Source organism: Spongiibacter sp. IMCC21906 (assembly GCF_001010805.1).
In the GTDB taxonomy this organism is placed as follows: domain Bacteria; phylum Pseudomonadota; class Gammaproteobacteria; order Pseudomonadales; family Spongiibacteraceae; genus Spongiibacter.
In genome coordinates, this window is the sequence record NZ_CP011477.1 from 1,257,679 (window position 1) to 1,279,158 (window position 21,480).

Genomic DNA, 21,480 nt, shown 5'->3' on the forward strand with positions numbered 1-21,480 from the left:
GTGGATCCCCATGGCCAAGGTAGCTGGTTTATTGCGCTGACGTTGTTGCTGGCGTTGCTACTGAGTATTGTACCCATTGACGGTGTGTTGGCGTGGGCGCGGCCTCATTATTTAATGGTGGTGCTGGCGTATTGGGTGCTGGTTTTGCCCGAACGCATCGGTGTTATCGTCGCCTTTCTGTGCGGATTTCTGCTGGATATTTTGCTGGGTGATGTGCTCGGTGAAAATGCCTTCTCTCTCGCTGTTATCGCTTATATTTTGCAGGTTTCGTATCAGCGCCTACGGATGTTTAGTATTGTTAAACAAGCGGGTTTAATTGCGATGCTTAGCGGTTTTCATGTTTTGGTGGGCCAGTGGGCGCAAGGACTCAATGGGGGAACGCAGTTTCATTGGTTGGCGTTTTTACCGGTGTTTTCCACGGCGTTTTTATGGCTTTTTTCTAAGCCGCTTATGGCTTGGTTTCAGCGTGCGTTGGGGGTGAATTAAGCTATGCCAAAGACGCAGTCGTGCTTGGTGTTGGCGTCCCAGTCGCCCCGGCGCCGGGAATTGCTAGAGCAAATTGGTTTTAAGCCGCTGATTCGTCCCAGTGATATTGACGAAACACCGCTGGCAACAGAAACCGCCAGTGATTATGTGGAGCGAATGGCCAGAGAAAAAGCCTTGGCTTGCAGCATAATGGCTGAATCGGAAGTGATTTTAGCGGCTGATACTGTCGTGGTCCTCGATGGTGAGATTTTGGGTAAACCCTTAAACCGAGCCGATGCGGCCGCCATGTTGGAACGACTGAGTCACCGTAGCCATCAGGTGATGACGGCAGTGGCACTGCGGCGAGGTAATGAATTGAAAGAGCGGCGGGTCGTTAGTGACGTTACCTTTGCCGAGCTGGATGCGGCACAAATTCATCAATATTTGTTGAGTGGCGAGGCTGATGACAAGGCCGGCAGCTACGGTATACAAGGTCGAGCGGCAAAGTTTGTCACTCATGTTTCGGGTAGTTACTCTTCGGTAGTCGGTCTGCCTCTTTACGAGGTGGCGGTGTTACTTCGCGATTGGGGTGTGGTAGAAAGCGACGTGGTGGAAAAATAAGACGATGAGCGAAGAGATTCTGATCAATGTCACCCCGGTGGAAACTCGAGTGGCCACTGTCGAGAATGGTGTGCTGCAAGAAGTCTATATTGAGCGCAGCCGGTCTAAAGGTATTGTCGGCAATATCTATCAGGGCAAAGTAGTGCGGGTTTTACCCGGTATGCAGGCCGCCTTTGTCGATATTGGTTTGGAGCGTACGGCGTTTATTCACGCATCAGATATTGCGGCATTGGACACAGATACCAGCGAGCACGCTGATATCCGCAGTAAAATTCGTGAAGGCCAGCAGTTGACTGTGCAAGTGTCAAAAGACCCCATGGGCACCAAGGGTGCCCGTCTGACGACCCGGTTGTCTGTGTCTTCTCGGTTTTTGGTATTTATGCCTGGTGCGGCACATATTGGTGTTTCTCATCGAATTGATGATGAAACCGAGCGCCAACGTTTGCGGACGTTGGTGGAATCGGTGGCCACAGGTGATGAAGCTGATGGGCCTATCAAAGATGGTTATATTGTTCGTACTGTGGCGGAAGGCATGGGAGATGACGAAGTACGGGCGGATGTCGCCTTTCTTCATCGTCTTTGGGCGGCGGTTGAGCGCCGGATGAAGCGGGATACCGCGCCCAGTATCATCTACGAAGACCTGCCGCTGTTTATGCGAACAATGCGAGATTTGGTGCGACCGGGCTTAGAGAAAATTCGTATCGACTCTCGGGAAAGCTTTCAGCGGGTGAGCCAGTTTGCCCAGGATTATTTGCCAGAGATTAGTGCAGGGCTAGAATATTATCCCGGTGAGCGGCCTATTTTTGACCTCTATAGCGTCGAAGACGAGATTCAAAAAGCGTTGGGACGCAAGGTTGAGCTTAAGTCTGGTGGCTATCTGATTATTGATCAGACGGAAGCTATGACCACCATCGATATTAATACGGGGGCGTTTGTTGGTCACCGCAATCTAGAAGAAACCATCTTTAAAACCAATCTTGAGGCGGCGGCTTCTTTGGCCCGTCAGCTGCGGTTGCGCAATTTGGGCGGCATTATCATTATTGATTTTATCGATATGAAGGATGCGGAACATCGTCGTCAAGTGCTGCGGGCACTGGAAAAGGCGATGGAGAAAGATTACGCCAAGACCAGCATTACCGGCGTCTCTGAGTTGGGCTTGGTGGAAATGACGCGTAAGCGCACCCGTGAGAGCCTGGAACATATACTGTGTGAAACCTGTCGCTACTGCCATGGTCGTGGGTCGCTTAAATCCCCTGAAACTGTGTGTTATGAGGTGTTTCGAGAGATTTTACGAGAAGCGAGAGCCTACGAGAGCAAGCGTCTGTTAGTACTGACGTCTCAAGAGGTAGTCGATCGCTTGTTAGACGAAGAGTCGGCCAATGTTGCTGATCTGGAGGAGTTTATCGGCGCCAGTATTCAGTTTCAGGTTGAGACTATGTACACCCAGGAGCAATTCGATGTGGTTTTGCTCTAGTTTGCGAGTCTAGTTCGAGTATGGTGCAGGCATTTAAAGCCGTTTACCGCTTGGTGTGGGCTATAGCCCTAATCGTGCTGGTACTGCTGGCTCTTTATGCCAGTTTGGGCCGGCAATACATCGGCTTGTTGGCAGACTACCGGCAGCAAATAATTGCTGAAATAGAGACCCGTGCCGGGGTGAAATTACAACTATCTTCGCTCTCTGCGGAATGGTCGGGTTTAGCGCCGGTTATTCAAGTTCAAAATCTGCAAATCGGCGATCAGCAAGCTATTAAAATTGGCTCAGCAAGTATTGAGGTCAATGTCCTTAGCTCCATGCTGTTGCAGCGTCCTCAGTTCAACCAAATTCGAGTGTCAGCCTTGCGACTGGATCTGTATCAGCGCGAGGCAGATGGTAAGTGGTATGTGCCTGGCCTTGAGTCTGACGAATCTACCAGCTCACCTGATTGGCTACTCGACACCGTGTTGGGGATTCGTAATGCGCGTTTGGATACATTAACCCTAGCCTTGCATTACCACAGTGGCATTGAGAAAAAACTGGTGCTGGAGGGGTTCTCCCTTGAAGGTGATGACGGTTTTCGACGTATTTTTGCCCGTCTGAATACTGAACAGCAAGGCACTATCTCACTGCAGTCTGAAACCTATGGTGATCCCCGCGATAAGCAGGGGTTTCATGGCGCAGCGTATCTGCAAATTGATAAAAGTCGCCTTTCCGCGCTAGCGCCATTGTTTCAAGAGGAGGCCTCGCTGATCGATAGTGAGGTCAGCGGCAATCTGTGGCTCAACTGGCGGCGTGACCAACGGGTGAATCTTGTGGCGGAGTTGCGTTCACCTGAGCTGGCGGTGGGGGCCTTGTGGAATGCACCGGATTATCGTCTTCAGAATGTGAATATGCGCTTCACGGGTAATCATGCCGATGATAGCTGGCATCTCAGCTTTGCCGACTTTGATGCCCAGTGGCAGGACCAGCAACTAAATCTGGATGGTATCTCTCTGCATCAATCTGCCTCGGATCAATGGCGATTGTCATTGCCCTCGTTGGCGATGGACGCTTGGGTATCGTTGTTATCTGAGACAAAAGCTTTTCCTGGGCAGTCGGTGTTAACGGATTTATCGCCTCAGGGGGCGTTACGTCACCTCAGAGTAACGTGGCAGCGACCACAATCAGCTGAGCAACAAGTGGCGTTTAAGTTGCGAGCAGAATTGGACAAGGTGGCCGTCTCATCTTGGCGTGGCGCTCCCGGTGCTGAGGGCGTATCGGGGTATATTGAAGTGACGCCGAATGAAGGCCGAGTTGTTTTGAAGTCAGCCCAGGCGCGGTTGTTGTTTCCCAAACTATACGAAAATGTCTTTGCTCTACAGGATGTACAGGGCGAGTTGTCATGGATTTTGGATGAGCACCGTTTATATCTGCGTTCGGGGTTAATCCAAGCCGAAAACGAGGGGCAGCCGTTGAAGGCCTCTTTGGCATTAGACCTGCCGTTAACAAAGGAGGCTGATGAGGAAAAGAGTCCGGCAATGACCTTGGCTATTGCTGCTAAAGAGGCTGATGTGCTGCGGCATGCGCGCTATACCCCAAGCGTTTTGAATGCCAATTTATTACAGTGGCTGGATGCCAGCTTGCTGGGTGGCCGGGTGAGCGAGGCTGCATTTCTCTATCACGGCTCGCTTAAAAAGGAGGAAGACGACAAGCGTTCTATCCAGCTAGCGCTAGCGCTGAGTGAGGGTGAGCTTAAGTTTCTCTCTGATTGGCCTAGCGTAACGGTGAAGGATGCGGTCTTGATATTGGACAATCATCACTTTAAAGCTACAGCCGCACATGCCCAGATGCTGGATGTGGATATTCCCGACGTAGCGGTAGAAATTGTTGAAAACTCGTTAAGTAAACCGGTGCTGCATATTGCCGCAAAAACCGAAGTGGCCTTTGCCGAAGGTAAGCGTCTGCTGTTGAAGACTCCGATTCAGCAGCGTATGGGTCATTTTATGGATGACTGGCATGGAGAGGGCAAGGCCGATGTGGATTTTACGCTGCGTCAGCAATTGTCTGATGGCCAGCAACCTGAGATTGATGTTCGAGTCGATATTGGCTTGGAGCATTTGGCATTGCGTGAGCAAAATTTACGTCTTGGCGATGTTCGTGGTGAGCTTAGCTTCGATACTCGCCGAGGTTTATTTAGCGATAACTTACAGGCCAACTTATTCGGCAAAGCATTTACCGTGGGAGTCAGTCAGCAGGGGACTACAGTCCAGGTTGATGGCCATGGTCGGGTGGCAGCGGTCGATTTGCGACGCTGGTTGAACTTGTCGGTATTGGACGTACTTCAGGGTGAAACCGCGGTTGATATGCGCATTGTGGCAGGTGGCGATACGGCTGCGGATAGCACGGGCGGAGAGGTGTCGAGCCTTGTTTTTCACTCGAATATGAAAGGCCTGTCACTGTTATTACCCCAGCCTTTGTTTAAACCTGAGGAACAGCTTCGTGAACTAAGTGTTGCAATGCCCCTGCAGGCGAACTCAGCGGAAAACAACATCACCATCACGTTGCAGAACTCGGCGCAGTTGGCCTTAACGCTAAGGGACGGAAAGCTGCTGGGTGGCCATGTTGAGCTGGGGAGCAATGCACTGGCGGAGGCCCAGCGGGGACGGTTTTTGGTAGCGGGTCAGTTGGATTTTGCGGCGCTATCTCAGTGGCAAATGGCCATGGAGCGCTATTTATCCAACGACGGTGAAGCATTAAATAATAATGCAAAAGCATCCGGGTTTGATTTGCCGGTACGTTTAGAGCGACTTCAATTGCAAGAGTTAGAGGCTTTTGGGCGTGTCTTTCACTATGTCAGTGTGAGTGCCGATATCGTTAATAAGCGTAGTGATATTGAGATTGTCAGTGATGAGTTGGCTGGAAATATTACGATACCGGCTGATACCGCCCGCGCGCCAATGGTATTAGCGTTGGATAAATTGGTATTGCCGTCATTAACCGGCTCGGGCGGCGGTTCTGGCGGCGGTCTTGCTGAACAGGATCCGCGGACATTTCCGTCAATAAGCTTAGATGTGGCTGAACTGGTGGTTGCAGGGGAGCATTGGGGTAGTCTTGGCTTTGATTTACACAGTGATAGCCGGGGGGCGCACTTCCAAAATCTTCGTGGCCGATTGCGGGGTGTTGGTCTTGGGGGTGACGACGATACCGCTAACCGTTTTGATTGGCTTCGTTCGGCAGGCGGTGATTCGTCCCAGTTACAAGGTGTTTTTTCGATAAGGAATTTCGCCTCGGTACTGTCGCAATGGGGATTTCCTAAAGTTATGGAGGCAGAGCGTGCCAGAGTGGATATTGGCCTAGCCTGGCCGGGCGCGCCGGATACTTGGCAGCTGGCGTCAAGTGAAGGCGATGTCGCCTTTGATTTTGATGATGGACGTTTTTTGCGGGCCTCGGATACTGCCAGCGGAGCATTGCGGATATTGAGTATTTTCAATATGGCCAATATTGTCCGCCGGTTGAAGTTTGATTTTCGAGACGTGTTTAGCAGCGGCATTGCTTTTGACAGCATGAGGGGGCAATTATTGATTGCAGATCAGCATCTGAACCTGCAAACCCCGCTTGTGATCAAGGGGCCATCAAGCGCCTTTCAGATGACTGGTTCGGTCGACATGGAAAACGAAGTGCCTGATTTAAGGTTGGTGGCGACTCTGCCAATTGGCAGTAATTTGCCCTGGCTGGCGGCATTAGTGGGAGGCTTGCCCGCAGCGGCGGGAGTCTATGTGGTGAGTAAAGTCTTTGAGGAAGAGGTCGATAGCTTCTCCAGCGCGGTCTACGACATCTCGGGCACATTGCAGAAACCCGAGCTGACCTTTAAGCAGATTTTTGATGTGGAAGACGTGGTACGGGATGAGACCTTGCGCCATAAGCGGGAGGTTACCCGGTAGCGATGTTGACTCTCCGTAAGCGTCGGTACCGGTGCAGTGCTCTCTTAGGTGTTTGGGCTAGTGTTGAGATTGCTCTTCTTGCAGGCTACGAAGATATTTAAAGAGTTTGCGTTTGGCTGCCGGGGGCTTATTGAGGCTGCTTTCTTTGTTGGCTCTAAGAATTAGTTGACGAAGATGTTGGCGGTCAGCTTGGGGATGACGCTCCATGACTTCTTCAACGGCCTGTACGCCCTTATCTACCAAGCGATCCCGCAGCTCTTCTAGTAAGTGAAATTGCCGCGCCAGTTCCTGGTGGCCTCTTTCTCGCTGGGCCAGTGCCTCGCGAATTGGGCTGGCATCAATCAATCGCATTAATTTACCGATGTATTGCATTTGTCGGCGCAGGCCTTCGCGGCTTTTGATGCGTTTAGCGGTGGCAAGGGCTTCTAGCAGGGCTTCATCTTGTATAGGAATTTTTACAAACTCAGCGTCACTCAGATCAATCAGCTCTTTGCCTAATTCTTGCAGCTCAAGCATTTCTTTTTTGATGACGGTTTTACTGGGCTTTTCGGGGGCGAATTCGTCGGTCACGGTCAATCCAAATTAGGCGTAAAAATAGCTGGCTAGGCCGAGAAAAGACAAAAAACCCACTACGTCGGTGACAGTTGTCAGCACCACGCCGCCAGCCAAGGCGGGGTCAATTTTGAGAGACTTCATTGCCAGAGGCAAGAGCGCACCGGCCAATGCCGCCGTAATTAAGTTGATGACAATGGCGGCGGCGATGATGACGCCGATTAAAGGGTCTTTAAACCATAGGGTGGCCGCAATAGCGATGACCACGGCCCATATCAGGCCGTTGATAGCGCCGACCACCAATTCTCGATTAATGAGCCAGCGGCTGTTGTTACGACTGATGTGCCCCAATGCCATACCGCGAATTACGACGGTGAGTGTTTGGGTGCCGGCGACGCCCCCCATGCTGGCAACAATGGGCATGAGTACAGCCAGGGCAACCACTTTTTCAATGGTGCCTTCAAACATATTGATGACGCCTGAGGCGATAAAGGCGGTGATCAGGTTGATGCCCAGCCATACGGCCCGTCGGGGTGCAGTGGTGAGAACGGCGGCAAAGGTGTCTTCGTCTTCGTCCAGACCGGCCATGCTCATCAGTGAGTGGTCGGACTCTTCACGGATAACATCCACCACGTCATCGATGGTAATTCGGCCCAGTAGATAGTGATTGTCATCGACCACTGGTGCCGATACCCAGTCGTGACGTTGGAAAAGGGTGGCGACTTGGGGTGAAGGTAGGGTGGCGTTAATGGGCTCTACCTCGGTGTCCATAATCTCTCGAACGGTGACATTGAGGTCTGAGACGAGTAGTTTGCGCAGCGACAGCACACCAATGTATTGGTCGTTGCGGTTTACGACAATTAAGCTGTCCGTCATTTCGGGCAGCTGTTCGTGGCGACGTAAATAGCGCAGTGCCACATCCAGCGTAATATTGGGCCGCACGGTGATGGTGTCGGTGTTCATTAGACCACCGGCACTGTCCTCGTCGTAGGACAGGACTTGCTCTACCCGGAGCCGGTCTTGGTGGTCCATCGACTCCAGTACTTCCCGGATAATACGATCGGGGAGCTGCTGGAGAATGTCGGCAATGTCATCGGCTTCCAGGCCTTCGGTAATAGCCGCGACTTCTTCGGCATCCATCTGCCGCAAAAATTGACTCTGCACCTCGTCGTTGAGGTACTGGAGAATATCCCCTTCGTTTTCGGCATCCACCAGCTGCCACAGCAGTGCGCGGACGGTCTGCGGGGTAGATTCGATAAGGTGGGCGGCGTCGGCGGGGGGCAGGCCATTGATCATGCGCCGAATTTGCAAAAAGCCGCCGGTTCCAATTGCGTCATTTAGCGCTTGGAGTTGCTCTTCTGAGTGGTGTTTTTCAGCACTGGCAGCCATGAATCTCTCTGTGCAGACGAGGGGCGAGAGGGCCTCGCCAATACAGCGAGGGTCGCAGTTGGCAATTATCCTTTAAAGCGCCTTGGACAACAATCAATGCTGAGTGCGAAAGGAGAGATTTAGGGCGTCGCTAGCTAATTACAAGGAATCTCGGGTGTACGCGGACAAGTTGTTGTGCGAACAACTGTATGCATGCTGCAAGAAGGATGGAATACGGGAGCCGCTAGCCGGGCTTAAGGCTGGCTAAATCTGAGCTGTCAGCGAATTCATTGGCGGTGTCTGAGATTTTATTCGCCTTCATCAAAGCGGTTATTAATGATGTCGGTGATGGCATTGAGGGCTTTTTGCTCATCGGCACCATCACAGCGAATCGTAATGTCACTGCCTTTGGTGGCTGCTAGCATCATTACCGCCATAATACTTTTGCCGTCAACACTGCGGCCGTCTACTTCGGCTTCTACCTTGGCGCTAAACGCGGAAGCCGTGCTGACGAATTTTGCGGCTGCCCGGGCGTGCAGACCAAGTTTGTTAATTATTGTGAGCTTGGTTTCAACCATCGGGTGTCGTCTATAGTTGCAGTTCGCGATGGCGAACTTGAAGGCCGGGGTACTGGCTTTGGAGGGACGAAGCCAGCGTTTCCGCCATGTATACTGAGCGATGTTGGCCGCCTGTGCAACCAATCGCTACGGTGAAGTAGCTGCGATTACTGGCTTCAATTTTAGGAAGCCAGTGTTGCAGATAGCTTAAAATATCGTCATGCATTTTTTGTACGTCTACTTCGTCTTGAAGAAATGCCACGACTTCTGGGTCACGACCCGTTAGCTTGCGCAGGCTCTCGTTCCAGTGGGGGTTGGGGAGCATGCGTAAATCAAATACCAAGTCGGCATCAATGGGCAAGCCGCGCTTAAAACCAAAGGACTTAAGCTGTATGGCGAGTTGCGCGGCATCGGCGCCAAGAATGCGGTCTCGAATGGCGGCTCTGAGGTCGTGAACGGTCATGTCGCTGCTGTCGATGGTCAGCGATGCCTCAACCACAATCGGCTCTAGCAAGATGGCTTCTAATTTTATGGCTTCTGCCAGGGGCAAGGCCTTGCTGGTCAAAGGGTGTCTGCGACGGGTTTCACTAAACCGTTTTATGAGTTTATCTTCAGCGGCATCGAGAAAAACAATGCTGAGTTTGGCGTATTGCCTGACCTGCTCACAAAGGCTTTTAAAACGTTGGAGTTCGGCCTGTGAGTTGCGGGCATCTATACACACGGCCACCTGTTTGTGAGCTTTAAGTGGATTTTGCGACAGCTCTTGCACCAGTGCTGGCAACAGTGACACCGGGAGGTTGTCGATGGCGTAAAAGCCTTCGTCTTCCAGCTGGTGTAGGGCGGTACTTTTGCCCGAACCTGAGCGCCCACTGATGATGATCAGCTGCATATTAGCCCCGGATGGCCTGTTCAAACAGGGTTTGGTCGCTGTCGGCTTGGCGAAGTCGGCTTCTGAAGCTTTCTTCGTTAAAGGCGGCTGCGAGAGACCCCAGCACTTTCACGTGCTCGTCGTGGGCCTCGGCGGGGACGATCAGGGCAAACACTAAATCTACCGGCTGGTCGTCAATAGATTCAAACTCAATAGCTTTGTCGAGTTTTAACAGTATGCCGGTAATGCGTTGGCAGCGGCTGCTGCGGCAGTGGGGGATGGCAACGCCATGACCTATGCCGGTGCTGCCCAAGCGCTCACGGGCGAGCAAGTCATTAAATAACTCACCTTGATCATAATTCGAGTCGTCTTCGCTAATAAATTGAGCCACTTGCTCAAGAAGGCGTTTTTTGCTGTTAACGGACGTACCACAATGGGTACGTCCTTGGCTGAGTATAGAATCGAAGTTCATGATATTCGCTAAATAAGAGGAGGGTTGCCAGTCCTAACGGACCAGGTTCTTTTCCTTGTGTTTTATGAGTTGCCGGTCCAGTTTGTCGGTGAGGCTATCGATCGCGGCATACATGTCTTGTGATTCACTGGTGGCAAAAAGATCCGCGCCGGCAACGTGTACCGTGGCTTCGGCTTTTTGAATCAGTTTTTCTACAGAGAGTGTGACGTCGCTATTGGTTATGTTGTCAAAATGCCTCTGAAGTTTTGAGAGCTTGTTATTGACATAGTCGCGGAGAGCTGGAGTGACGTCTACGTGATGACCACTAACAGTTATTTGCATATTGTTGCTCCTTCATCGCTGTAAGTAACCAGCGCCTCCCGGCGCGTAAGTGACGGTCGTGATGTAAGATCACGGCCACTAAACTAGTCGTTTCCGCTCGTTGGAGGGGGGGATGACTAGCGATTCTCGGTATTTTGCAATGGTTCGGCGTGCCACCTGTATGCCTTGTTCTCCTAACAGCTCGGTGATTTTGCTATCGCTGAGTGGTTTGCGGGGGTTTTCCGCGGCGATTAGCTTTTTAATCAATGCTCGGATCGCTGTCGAGGAGCATTCTCCGCCGGTATCAGTGGAGACATGGCTGGAGAAGAAAAATTTCAGTTCGTAAATGCCTCTAGGCGTATGCATGTATTTTTGGGTAGTGACGCGAGAGATCGTTGACTCATGCATACCCACTGCCTCGGCAATATCATGAAGTACCAATGGCTTCATGGCCTCTTCACCATACTCTAGAAAGCCACGCTGATATTCAACAATCTTGCTGGCCACTTTCATCAATGTTTCATTGCGACTCTGCAGGCTTTTGATAAACCAGCGTGCTTCCTGCAAATTATCACGAATATAGTTGTTATCGCTGCTGTTACTGCTCTGCCGGGCCATAGAGGCGTACTGGGCGTTGATTTGAATCTTGGGGGCAATATCAGGGTTGAGCTCAACTAGCCAGCGGCCTTCTTTTTTACTGACAAAAACGTCAGGCACGACGTATTCGGTTTCGCTGGCACCCACGGCGTCGCCGGGGGTGGGGTTGAGGCTTTGGATAAGCTTGAGAATGTCTTTTAGCTGCTCTTCTTTAATGCGGCAGCGGCGCATGATTTGATTGTAGTCTCGATTGCCAAGTTGGGCCATGTATTGGCCGACTATCAGCATGGCTTCTTCGCGCCACGGGGTGTCGTGGTGGAGCTGCCTTAACTGAATGAGCAGGCATTCTTGTAGGTCTTGGCCGCCAACGCCAGGTGGATCAAAATTTTGAATGAGATGAAGCACGGCTCGTACTTCTTCAATTTCGGCTTCTTCGTTGTTAAAGCTTTCAACTAAGTCTTCTATAGATAGGGTCAAGCGACCCTTTTCATCAATGGCATCAATCAGGGCGTCGGCAATAAGGCGGTCGACTTCGGACAAGCGACTGACATTGAGCTGCCACCGCAGGTGGTCTTGCAGAGAGTCTGAGCTGCCGTGGCGGTAGTCGTTGTTGTAATCGCTGTCGTCTATGGCGCTGGGAGTACTGCTACCACTGCCGCTGCTTTGATAAACGTCATCCCACTGGCTGTCGACTGGGAGGTCTTCGGGAATGTCACTGCGCTCGGCCCAGCTGTCGTCGGCATCGTTATCTGCTGTGGCTGTAGGTTCTTTTGCTTCTGTGTTGGTTTTTTCGGCCGAATCAGTTTCTGGCTTAGAGGGTGTGTTTTGTTGCTGAGATTCGGTGTCTACTCCTTCGTCCTCACTGATTTCCAGTAAGGGGTTCGAGTCCAGTGCAGATTGGATTTCTTGCTGCAAATCGAGGGTAGAAAGCTGAAGTAAACGGATCGCTTGTTGCAGCTGTGGTGTCATGGTCAGCTGCTGGCCAACCTTGAGCTGGAGCGATTGTTTCATAGGCAGTGGCTTCTACAACATGAAAAGGTAACGCGAGTATTTTCTACTCTACCAACGGGTGGTATACCCTCGCAATTCAGGAAATGATTCTGTATTTGCGTACCTTGAGTGTAGTCGCCTCTATTCGAGCCTGCAATACCTGTGCCGAATCAAAATTTTAATGGCGCTTAAAGTGTAAATTTGTCACCTAGGTAAATTTCCCGCACGATCTCGCTGTTTAGCACCGTGTTAGCATCGCCTTCGGCGACGATACGGCCTTCACCAACAATATAGGCTTTTTCACAAATTTGTAGGGTTTCCCGAACATTGTGGTCGGTAATCAATACGCCGATACCTCGTGCCTGCAGATGGCGGATGATTTGTTGAATATCATTCACCGAAATAGGGTCTACCCCGGCAAAGGGCTCATCAAGCAGAATAAAGCTGGGGTCGGTGGCCAGGGCTCTGGCAATTTCCACTCGGCGGCGTTCGCCCCCAGACAGGGTCATCCCTTTTGAGTCGCGGATATGGGTAATGTGAAACTCTTGTAGCAAGGCTTCTAATTTTTCTTTTCGCTGTTTGCGGTTTAGGTCTTTGCGGGTTTCAAGAATGGCCAAAATGTTATCGGCCACGCTAAGCTTGCGAAATATTGAGGCTTCTTGCGGTAGGTAGCCCAGGCCGTGTTTTGCTCGACCATGTACTGACATTGCTGTGAGATTTTTATCATCGAGAGTAATGTGGCCCTGGTCGGCGTTAACGATGCCGACAATCATATAAAAGCAGGTGGTTTTTCCCGCGCCATTGGGGCCTAGCAGCCCAACGATTTCACCGCTGCGAATACTCAATGAGACATCGCGAATAATTTGGCGACCCTTGTAGGCTTTGGCGAGGTTGCTTGCTTTTAATACCGGCATTAGGGGGTCGCTTTGTTACTGTTAGAGGGCGGGGTGCTTGGCTTGTTTGTTTTGGCCGAAGTCTCGTTTTTCTTGGTTGTGCCGGTTTTGCTTGCGGCGTTAGCGTTGTCGTCGGGGTTTTGTGGTTGCAGTGTCATCTTGACCCGGCCATTTTCTGCCGCGCTGCCGCCATCGGCAACGACGGTTTGTTTTTTGCCGCTATAGACGACGCGATCCCCGCTGATTTTTGAGCCTTGATGGGTGATGCTGGCGTTTTTTTGCAACAAAATTTCTTCATCATTAAGCTTGTATTCGACGGTGTTGGCGCTGGCAATGACAACCCCTTCGCCCTCTCGGGGTTGTTGTTCAAATTTAGCGGGGCGGCCGTGGGCGATGACTTTTTCTACTTTGCGATTAGATTCCACTATTACTAGTTTGTCAGCCTCGATTTTGAGTGAGCCCTGAGACATTTTTACGTTGCCGCTGTAAATGCCTTGATTGTTCTCGTAGGTGGCCCGGTCTGAACTGAGGTTAATGGCCTGGTTGCGGTCATCTGGGAGGCAGTAAGCTGTGCCAGCAATACTGAGGAGGATCGCGGTGATGAGCCCTCTTTGAATGTGGCTCAGCATGTCTGTGAATGTTTTGGTTTTAGCGGGGATCATAATGCCCCCGAACGTTGCTCATCAGCTCCACACGTTCTTCTTTAAGGGAGGCATGCATGCCGGTGGCCTTGGTTTCACCGTTGGGTAAAATCAGGGTCAGGGGCTGGTCGGTGCTCACTTCACTGCTTTCCAAATCTATTTTTAGCACGTCAGTTTTAATTTCCGCTTGTCGAATCAACTCTTGGACTAAGACATTTCTGTCCAAGCTCAAAAGCTGACCCGTGCTGCTAAGGTGGCCTTGTTCCGCCGTGGCTGTCCAGGGGCGTTGCTCGGCGATATTCCCTAAATAAAAGGGTTCTTGCAATGTGACTGCGCCGTCTGAAATATATCGCTCTGCCGATTTGGCCTGCCAGCGATAGGCTACGGCGCCATCGGCCCGGTATTTTATCCCTTCTATGCCCTCAAGATACGATTCGACGTCGGGGGCGGGATCGAAGTGCTCCACTATACTTAATTTGCCGCTCTCACTGAACTGGGTGAGGTATAGATAGGTCCCTGCCAATGCGGCTAGCGCAGACAGCACCGACAGGGCAGCCACGTTTATACGTAGGGCTTTCGCCATTAGAGAAACTGCTCCCAGGCTTGATTGAGCTTACCCTGGGCTTTGAGAATGAGCTCGCAAATTTCCCGCACGGCACCGCTGCCGCCAGCCGCATCGGTTTGCCAGTCGGCATGCCGGGCGACAAAGCTATGACCGTTGGCCACGGTGATGCCTAGGCCAGCTTTTATGATGGCCGATAGGTCGGGAAGGTCATCGCCCACATAGGCGATTTCTGCCATTTCTAGCCCCAAGTCGGCGCGCAATTCTTCAAGAGCAACCAGCTTGTCTTCTCGGCCTTGATAGATCAGGTCGATTTTCAATTCGGCGGCGCGCCTTTCTAGCAATGTTGAGCTGCGACCAGTAATGATGGCAGGGCGTATTCCCGCATCTCTCAACAGTTTAATGCCAAGACCGTCTAATATGCTGAAGGCCTTCATTTCTTCGCCGCTATTACCAAAATAGAGGCTGCCGTTGGTCAGTACCCCGTCAACGTCCATGGCGAGAAGCTTTATCTGCCGCGCTTTTTCAATAATGGATTGCATAGGTTTTTCCGTATTAAGCAACACCGGCCTTGAATAGGTCGTGGGTATGGATGACGCCCACGGGGCGGCGCTGCTCGTCTATCGCTATCAAGACAGTGATTTTGTGGTCTTCCATAATGCGTAAAGCTTCTGCCGCCATCGTACCCGGACGAACAGTGAGACCGGCTTTGGTCATGACTTGTTCAATGGGCGCGTTACGGATGTCAGCGGTGCTGTCTAGTGTACGTCTTAAATCGCCGTCGGTGAAAATTCCCTGCAATACGCCGTGCTCATCTACCACCGTGGTCATGCCTAGAGCTTTGCTGCTCATTTCTAACAGCGCACCACTCACCGTGGTGCCCAAGGTGACGATGGGTATCTCGTTACCGGTGTGCATAATGCTGTCTATTTTTAGCAGCAATCGCCGTCCCAGTGCGCCGCCGGGGTGAGATAAGGCGAAATCGTCGGCGGTAAACCCCCGTGCTTCTAATAATGCGATTGCTAGGGCATCGCCCATTACCAGACTCACGGTGGTGCTAGAAGTAGGCGCTAGGTTCAAGGGGCAGGCTTCTTCGTTGACGCTGACGTTTAGATGCACGTCGGCGCTTTGCGCTAAATCAGAAGCGGGGTTACCTGTCATGGCGATGAGGGGAGCCGCGAGCAATTTTAACAACGGTAATATCGTGACAATTTCTGCGGTAGTTCCCGAGTTGGACAGGGCGATAACCACATCGCCAGCAGTAATCATTCCCATGTCGCCATGGCTGGCTTCGCCGGGATGAACGAAAAATGCCGGGGTGCCGGTGCTGGCTAGTGTGGCGGCAATTTTATTACCGATATGACCGGATTTTCCCATGCCTGTTACCACCACTTTGCCAGAGCAGTTCAGCAGAAGTTCGCAGGCTTGGTTAAAGCTGTCGTCGATTCGCTCAGAGAGGGCGGCCACTGCGGCGCCTTCCATTGCAATCACCCGTTGAGCTGACGCAGTATAACCGTCGGCTGTAGTTGTTGTTTCTTTGATGGTTAAACCCTCGGTTAAGCTTTGGCTAAGTTACGCTGTACCAAAATGATAATCACTGATGCAGGCTGTTCTGGGAGCTGAGCTCCAGAAAACCGACGTTATGATAATTTCCAATGTGAAAAAATAACAGGTTTTGCTGACCCTCTACATAGCAATGACTAACGTAGAATGGTGTCATAAAGGAAGAATAAGCGCTGTGAACCAACGCTTAGCGTGGGGTAGCTCGGTGCTAAATGTCGCAATGAGGATGTTATAGTGAAAAAATATTTTTTAGCTCTTTTGGTTGCTTTCGGGTTTGCCGGTGCTGCGGCTGCGGCAGAAAAGGGCCCTTATGAGGTAGTGGCTTCCACGACTCAGGAATTAATGAGTGTCATTGAGGAGGCTCGTGGCTACGCCGATGAAGACCCTGATCGCTTTAATCGCGAGGTAGAAGCGCTGTTGGATCGTGTCGTAGATTTCCAAAGCTTTGCCCGGGGTGTTATGGGGAAGTACGGTAGCGGTAGTTACTACAAAAGCTTAAGCAGTGATGAAGAGCGCGCCAAGTTTCGCAGTCAGGTTATCCGTTTTACCGAAACCTTTAAAAGCGGCTTAATTAACACCTACTCTAAAGGCTTGTTGACCTTTAACGGTAACCGTATTGAAGTCTTACCTTTGGACGATGATGCCGATTTGTCTGGTAGCGTTGGCGTTACCCAGAAAATCTATGGTGATCGCCCTGAGCCTTATCAGGTCTACTACACCATGAGAAAAGACCGCGACGGTACCTGGAAGGTACGCAACGTGATTATTGAAGGTCTGAATGTGGGTGAGCTTTATCAAAATCAATTTGCTGCAGATGCGCGTAGCTATAAAGGCGATATCGATAAGGTGATTGATAATTGGAGCGTGGTTCCGCAAGAGGCGATGGAAGAGAAGGTGGCTAAATAACCTCGCGCTGCTTCGCTTTTGAGAAGGTCGTCCGTCGTGGCGACCTTCTCGCTATCCCCCCCGGAATTGCGTACAATTCTGCGCCTAAATTGGATACGCTGGAATTGCTAAGCAGATGATTGAAGATATCAAAAATCGCCTTTCAGAACACTTCCCCGACAGCGACATTACTGTGCAAGGAGAAGGTAGTCATTATGATCTCCAGGTGATCAGCAGCGCCTTTGATGGCGTGCGTCCTGTTAAACGTCAGCAGATGGTTTATGCCGCTATCAACGACTGGATTCGTGACGGAGCCCTGCACGCGGTAAATATCAAAGCGATCAGCCCCTCGGAGTAGTCACTTCGGTTTTAGGCGTCATGGGCTGTGCCTGGGCCTTCTGGAGAACCAATGGATAAGCTTTTAATACGTGGCGGCGGACCGCTAAACGGCGAGATTCGTGTATCTGGCTCTAAAAACGCAGCACTTCCTATACTTGCTGCCACTTTGCTGGCGCAGGCGCCAGTCGTGGTTCGCAACCTACCCCATCTTCACGACATTACCACGATGATTGCTCTGCTTCGGAGTATGGGTACGGAAGTGGTGGTGGATGAAAGCATGTGTGTGGAGATTCATGGCAACACCACCGACAAGACCACTGCGCCTTATGAGCTAGTCAAAACCATGCGGGCGTCAATACTGGTGCTGGGGCCGCTGCTGGCACGGTTTGGTCACGCGCGGGTGTCTTTTCCCGGTGGCTGTGCCATCGGTTCTCGTCCGGTCGATCAACACTTGCGCGGGCTGGAAGCGATGGGCGCACATATCGAGGTTGATGAAGGCTATATCACGGCCACAACGCCTAATGGCCGCCTCAAAGGTGCCCATGTGTTTTTTGATATGGTGACTGTTGGTGGTACTGAAAACCTGTTAATGGCCGCGGCATTAGCCGAGGGGCGAACTGTTCTGGAAAATGCGGCCCGAGAACCAGAGATTATTGATTTGGCCAATTTTTTGATTGCCATGGGTGCCAAAATCACTGGCCACGGTAGTGCGACCATTGTGGTGGAGGGCGTGGAAGCGCTCCATGGTTGTGATTACGCAGTGATGCCTGATCGTATTGAGGCCGGGACTTATCTTGTTGCTGCCGCCGCGACCCGGGGGCGGATACGACTAAAAGAAATTAACGCCGACACCCTTGATGCAGTGCTGGTAAAGTTACAAGAAGCGGGCGCGACGATTGAGTGTGGCGACGACTGGATTGATCTGGATATGCACGGCAAACGGCCGAAGGCGGTGAGTATTAAAACGGCACCGTATCCGGGCTTTCCCACCGATATGCAGGCCCAGTTTACGGCGATGAATACAGTCTCGGAGGGAGTTGCCCACGTGACGGAAACCATTTTTGAAAACCGCCTTATTCAAACCCATGAGATGAATCGCATGGGCGCCAAAATCAGTATTGAAGGCAATACGGCCATGATTGTTGGCACCGAGCGCTTAAAAGCTGCGCCAGTGATGGCCAGTGATTTGCGAGCTTCAGCCAGTTTAGTGATTGCCGGTTTGGTTGCAGATGGCGATACCGTGGTGGATCGTATCTACCATATCGATCGTGGTTATGAGTGTATCGAAGAGAAATTTCACTCTCTGGGCGCCGATATTCGCCGCCTGGCTAATTAAGTTATAGGAATTTGCTGTGGATCAGCCAGTCACTATCGCCCTGACCAAGGGCCGTATTTTAAAAGAAACCCTGCCGCTGTTGGCTGAGGCGGGTATTTGGCCGCTGGAAGACATTGGCACCAGTCGTAAGCTGATTTTCGAAACCAATCTTCCCCATGTACGTTTAATTGTTATCAGGGGTACAGATGTACCGACTTACGTCAAACTCGGTTCTGCCGACATGGGCATTGCGGGCAAGGATATGCTGCTGGAGTTTGGTGCCGAGGATATGTACGAGCCGTTGGACTTGGGCATTGCGCGCTGCAAGCTGATGACCGCGGGGCGGGTGAATGAAGCACTGCCGTCGGGACGGGTTCGTGTAGCCACCAAATTTGTGAATGTGGCTCGGCGGCATTTTGCCGAAAGTGGTTTTCAGGTTGAGTTAATCAAATTGTACGGCGCTATGGAATTGGCACCGTTAATGAATTTGGCGGATTTGATCGTGGATATTGTCGACACTGGCAATACTTTGCGGGCTAATGGTATGGAGCCTCGGGAGATGATTGCCGATGTCAGCTCGCGACTGGTGGTTAATAAGGCGGCGATGAAACGTAAGTATCAAAGCATCGAGACCATTGTGGCGAGTTTGTCCGCTGCCGTAGAACGCCGCCAGCAGACTGGGGGGCTAGATAATGCCGGCTGAGGTCGTGCTTAGGCGTTTAAATGCAGCGGCGGCAGGGTTTGATGCAGAACTCGGTCAGTTATTGTCTTGGGATGAGGTGTCCAATCCTCAGGTCGTTGCGTCAGTAACACAAATATTGGCGGCGATTAAAGATCGCGGCGATAGTGCCTTGCTGCAATACAGTCAGCAATTTGATGGGCTTACGGCGACCAGTGTCGCTGAGTTGGAAATCCCGATTGCGCGCTGTCAGCAGGCGTTGGCGAATATCGACCCCGCGCAACGAGACGCGCTTGAGCATGCAGCCCAGCGTATTCGCCAGTATCACGAACATCAACAGCAGTCTTCTTGGAGCTTTACCGAGCCCGATGGCACCGTGCTGGGCCAGCAAATTACCGCGATGGATCGGGTAGGTTTGTATGTGCCTGGTGGCAAGGCCACTTATCCGTCATCGGTGTTGATGAATGCGATCCCGGCCAAAGTGGCGGGTGTGAAAGAGTTGATCATGGTCTCGCCAACACCGGGAGGCTTTGTTAATGAGATGGTGCTGGCGGCGGCGGCAATAGCTGGCGTGGACAAGGTTTTTTGTGTCGGTGGTGCTCAGGCGATTGCTGCGCTGGCTTACGGCACTGACTTGGTTCCCAGGGTGGATAAAATCGTCGGTCCTGGCAATATTTATGTCGCCACCGCCAAGCGTCAGGTTTTTGGTTTGGTGGGGCTGGATATGATTGCCGGGCCTTCGGAAATTTTAGTGATTTGCGATGGCCAAACGGATCCTGACTGGATTGCTATGGATTTGTTTTCTCAAGCAGAACACGATGAAGACGCTCAATCTATTTTGATCAGCCCCGATGTAAACTTTTTGGCGGCGGTAGAGGCCAGCATTGCGCGGCTGCTGCCTGAGGCAGACCGCGTCGATATTATTCGACAATCTCTGATGGGGCGGGGTGCTATGATTGAAGTCGCCGATATGGATGAGGCGATGATGCTGGTTAACCGTATTGCTCCCGAGCACCTTGAGCTGTCAGTTGCCGACCCTGAGTCGCTATTGCCGAAGATACGTCACGCCGGGGCCATTTTTATGGGTCGCCATACTCCTGAAGCGTTGGGAGATTATTGCGCAGGGCCTAATCACGTGCTGCCAACTTCAGGAACCGCGCGATTTTCATCGCCGTTAGGGGTTTACGATTTTCAAAAGCGGTCTTCGATTATTCATTGTTCGCCCGCAGGTGCTGCGGTGCTGGCAAAAACGGCCTCTGTTTTGGCTCGGGGGGAGTCATTGACGGCCCACGCGCTGAGTGCTGAATATCGTTTAAAGGCGGGTGATGATGAGTAGATATTGGAGCCCCTTTGTTAAAGAGTTGGTGCCCTATGTTCCGGGGGAGCAACCTAAGCAGAGTAACTTGGTGAAGCTCAACACCAATGAAAATCCCTTTGGCCCCTCGCCAAAGGCGATTGAGGCGATAAAGCAGGCGGTCGATGAATCGTTGCGGCTTTATCCAGACCCCGATGCCAGCAATCTTAAATCGATGATTGCCTCGTATCACGGTGTAGCCTCGGAGCAAGTTTTTGTCGGTAATGGTTCTGACGAAGTGCTGGCGCATATTTTCCATGGTTTGTTTCAGCAAGGCAGCCGTCAGCCATTGCTATTCCCGGATATCACCTACAGTTTTTATCCGGTGTATTGCGGCCTGTACCAGATTCCCTTTGAAGCGATTCCGCTGGACGATGAGTTTCAGCTGCGGGTAGAAGATTACAAGGGCATAAACGGGGGCATTATTTTTCCCAATCCCAATGCGCCAACTGGGCGGTTTTTGGCGTTGGCTGAAATTGAGCGGTTATTGGCTGTAAATAATGAAACCGTCGTTGTCATTGACGAGGCCTATGTGGATTTTGGTGGTGAATCTGCCATCGCCTTAGTAGATCGCTACCCCAATTTGCTCGTGACCCAAACGCTTTCAAAGTCTCGCTCTTTGGCGGGGTTGCGAGTGGGGTTTGCTATTGGTTCGGCGGAGTTGATTGATGGTCTTGAACGGGTAAAAAATAGCTTTAATTCTTATCCTCTAGATCGCTTGGCGCTTGCGGGTGCTGAGGCTGCTATTGCTGACGACGATTACTTTCAGCAGTGTCGACAAGCGGTGATTGTTGAACGGGAGCGAATGGCCCAGGAGTTGGGGGGACTGGGCTTTGAGGTTTTGCCCTCGTCAGCTAACTTCCTGTTTTGCCAGCATCCAGAGCATGATGCCGCTGCTTTGGCGGCGGCGTTGCGAGAGCGAGGCGTGATTGTGCGCCACTTTTCTGCAGCGCGGATTGATCAGTTTTTGCGGATCACAGTGGGTACGCCTGAACAAAGCGATCGACTGTTTGCTGCTTTAAAAGAAGCGTTGGCTTAAGGCTTGTAGAGCTTAGATCTATG

Annotated in this window: 22 protein-coding genes; 10 read left to right on the top strand and 12 right to left on the bottom strand. The window is 51.6% G+C overall.

The genetic code is table 11. The annotated features are described in order from the left end of the window. The 4 genes from mreD to IMCC21906_RS05760 are packed head-to-tail and all read left to right on the top strand — an operon-like array spanning position 1 to position 6,483. On the top strand, positions 1–486 hold the full coding sequence (gene mreD, locus IMCC21906_RS05745) for a rod shape-determining protein MreD (protein WP_047011365.1): 486 nt from the start codon (positions 1–3) through the stop codon (positions 484–486). Positions 487–489: 3 nt separating this feature from the next. Further along, complete coding sequence (locus IMCC21906_RS05750) at positions 490–1,086, top strand: nucleoside triphosphate pyrophosphatase (RefSeq protein WP_047011366.1); 597 nt, start codon at positions 490–492, stop codon at positions 1,084–1,086. 4 nt (positions 1,087–1,090) lie between these two features. After that, complete coding sequence (rng, locus tag IMCC21906_RS05755) at positions 1,091–2,560, top strand: ribonuclease G (protein WP_047011367.1); 1,470 nt, start codon at positions 1,091–1,093, stop codon at positions 2,558–2,560. A gap of 20 nt (positions 2,561–2,580) precedes the next feature. Then, the gene (locus IMCC21906_RS05760; RefSeq protein WP_047011368.1) at positions 2,581–6,483 is read left to right on the top strand and encodes a YhdP family protein; all 3,903 of its coding nucleotides are present in this window, start codon (positions 2,581–2,583) and stop codon (positions 6,481–6,483) included. Positions 6,484–6,540: 57 nt separating this feature from the next. Here IMCC21906_RS05760 and yjgA read toward each other — a convergent pair whose 3' ends face one another. The 12 genes from yjgA to IMCC21906_RS05820 all read right to left on the bottom strand — a co-directional run bounded on the left by yjgA (position 6,541) and on the right by IMCC21906_RS05820 (position 15,765). After that, the gene (gene yjgA / locus IMCC21906_RS05765) at positions 6,541–7,053 is read right to left on the bottom strand and encodes a ribosome biogenesis factor YjgA (protein WP_052763388.1); all 513 of its coding nucleotides are present in this window, start codon (positions 7,051–7,053) and stop codon (positions 6,541–6,543) included. A gap of 12 nt (positions 7,054–7,065) precedes the next feature. Continuing rightward, positions 7,066–8,424, bottom strand: a complete 1,359-nt coding sequence (gene mgtE / locus IMCC21906_RS05770) for a magnesium transporter (RefSeq protein ID WP_047011370.1) — start codon at positions 8,422–8,424, stop codon at positions 7,066–7,068. Positions 8,425–8,711: 287 nt separating this feature from the next. Continuing rightward, positions 8,712–8,981, bottom strand: coding sequence for an HPr family phosphocarrier protein (locus IMCC21906_RS05775; RefSeq protein ID WP_047011371.1), 270 nt, complete (start codon positions 8,979–8,981; stop codon positions 8,712–8,714). Positions 8,982–8,991: 10 nt separating this feature from the next. Then, on the bottom strand, positions 8,992–9,849 hold the full coding sequence (rapZ, locus tag IMCC21906_RS05780; protein WP_047011372.1) for an RNase adapter RapZ: 858 nt from the start codon (positions 9,847–9,849) through the stop codon (positions 8,992–8,994). A 1-nt stretch (position 9,850) separates the two neighbouring features. Continuing rightward, the gene (locus tag IMCC21906_RS05785; protein WP_047011373.1) at positions 9,851–10,300 is read right to left on the bottom strand and encodes a PTS sugar transporter subunit IIA; all 450 of its coding nucleotides are present in this window, start codon (positions 10,298–10,300) and stop codon (positions 9,851–9,853) included. 33 nt (positions 10,301–10,333) lie between these two features. Next, complete coding sequence (gene hpf, locus IMCC21906_RS05790; protein ID WP_047011374.1) at positions 10,334–10,621, bottom strand: ribosome hibernation-promoting factor, HPF/YfiA family; 288 nt, start codon at positions 10,619–10,621, stop codon at positions 10,334–10,336. A gap of 78 nt (positions 10,622–10,699) precedes the next feature. After that, entirely contained in the window at positions 10,700–12,208 is a 1,509-nt protein-coding gene (locus tag IMCC21906_RS05795; protein WP_047011375.1) for an RNA polymerase factor sigma-54, read from the bottom strand. A gap of 167 nt (positions 12,209–12,375) precedes the next feature. Continuing rightward, positions 12,376–13,101 carry an LPS export ABC transporter ATP-binding protein gene (gene lptB, locus IMCC21906_RS05800; protein ID WP_047011376.1) on the bottom strand — a complete coding sequence of 242 codons (726 nt, stop codon included), beginning with the start codon at positions 13,099–13,101 and terminating at the stop codon, positions 12,376–12,378. Continuing rightward, on the bottom strand, positions 13,101–13,742 hold the full coding sequence (gene lptA / locus IMCC21906_RS05805; protein ID WP_047011377.1) for a lipopolysaccharide transport periplasmic protein LptA: 642 nt from the start codon (positions 13,740–13,742) through the stop codon (positions 13,101–13,103). Before lptA ends, lptB begins: the two co-directional genes overlap by 1 nt. Further along, the gene (gene lptC / locus IMCC21906_RS05810) at positions 13,729–14,304 is read right to left on the bottom strand and encodes an LPS export ABC transporter periplasmic protein LptC (protein WP_047011378.1); all 576 of its coding nucleotides are present in this window, start codon (positions 14,302–14,304) and stop codon (positions 13,729–13,731) included. Before lptC ends, lptA begins: the two co-directional genes overlap by 14 nt. Continuing rightward, positions 14,304–14,825 carry an HAD family hydrolase gene (locus tag IMCC21906_RS05815; protein ID WP_047011379.1) on the bottom strand — a complete coding sequence of 174 codons (522 nt, stop codon included), beginning with the start codon at positions 14,823–14,825 and terminating at the stop codon, positions 14,304–14,306. The genes lptC and IMCC21906_RS05815 overlap by 1 nt, the downstream gene beginning before the upstream one ends. 13 nt (positions 14,826–14,838) lie before the next feature. After that, positions 14,839–15,765 (bottom strand): KpsF/GutQ family sugar-phosphate isomerase, encoded by a 927-nt coding sequence (locus tag IMCC21906_RS05820; RefSeq protein WP_047011380.1) that lies wholly within the window; start codon positions 15,763–15,765, stop codon positions 14,839–14,841. A gap of 315 nt (positions 15,766–16,080) precedes the next feature. On the opposite strand from IMCC21906_RS05820, the gene IMCC21906_RS05825 reads away from it, so the two are divergent. From IMCC21906_RS05825 to hisC, 6 genes are all read left to right on the top strand, one after another. Continuing rightward, a complete protein-coding gene (locus IMCC21906_RS05825; RefSeq protein ID WP_231580325.1) occupies positions 16,081–16,752 on the top strand; it encodes a phospholipid-binding protein MlaC in 672 nt (223 codons plus the stop codon). 115 nt (positions 16,753–16,867) lie between these two features. Continuing rightward, positions 16,868–17,089, top strand: coding sequence for a BolA family protein (locus tag IMCC21906_RS05830; protein ID WP_047011381.1), 222 nt, complete (start codon positions 16,868–16,870; stop codon positions 17,087–17,089). 51 nt (positions 17,090–17,140) lie between these two features. After that, positions 17,141–18,406 carry a UDP-N-acetylglucosamine 1-carboxyvinyltransferase gene (gene murA / locus IMCC21906_RS05835; protein WP_047011382.1) on the top strand — a complete coding sequence of 422 codons (1,266 nt, stop codon included), beginning with the start codon at positions 17,141–17,143 and terminating at the stop codon, positions 18,404–18,406. Positions 18,407–18,422: 16 nt separating this feature from the next. Continuing rightward, entirely contained in the window at positions 18,423–19,088 is a 666-nt protein-coding gene (gene hisG, locus IMCC21906_RS05840; protein ID WP_047011383.1) for an ATP phosphoribosyltransferase, read from the top strand. Continuing rightward, a complete protein-coding gene (gene hisD / locus IMCC21906_RS05845; protein ID WP_047011384.1) occupies positions 19,078–20,400 on the top strand; it encodes a histidinol dehydrogenase in 1,323 nt (440 codons plus the stop codon). The genes hisG and hisD overlap by 11 nt, the downstream gene beginning before the upstream one ends. Next, positions 20,393–21,457 carry a histidinol-phosphate transaminase gene (hisC, locus tag IMCC21906_RS05850; protein WP_047011385.1) on the top strand — a complete coding sequence of 355 codons (1,065 nt, stop codon included), beginning with the start codon at positions 20,393–20,395 and terminating at the stop codon, positions 21,455–21,457. The genes hisD and hisC overlap by 8 nt, the downstream gene beginning before the upstream one ends. Positions 21,458–21,480 lie beyond the last annotated feature (23 nt).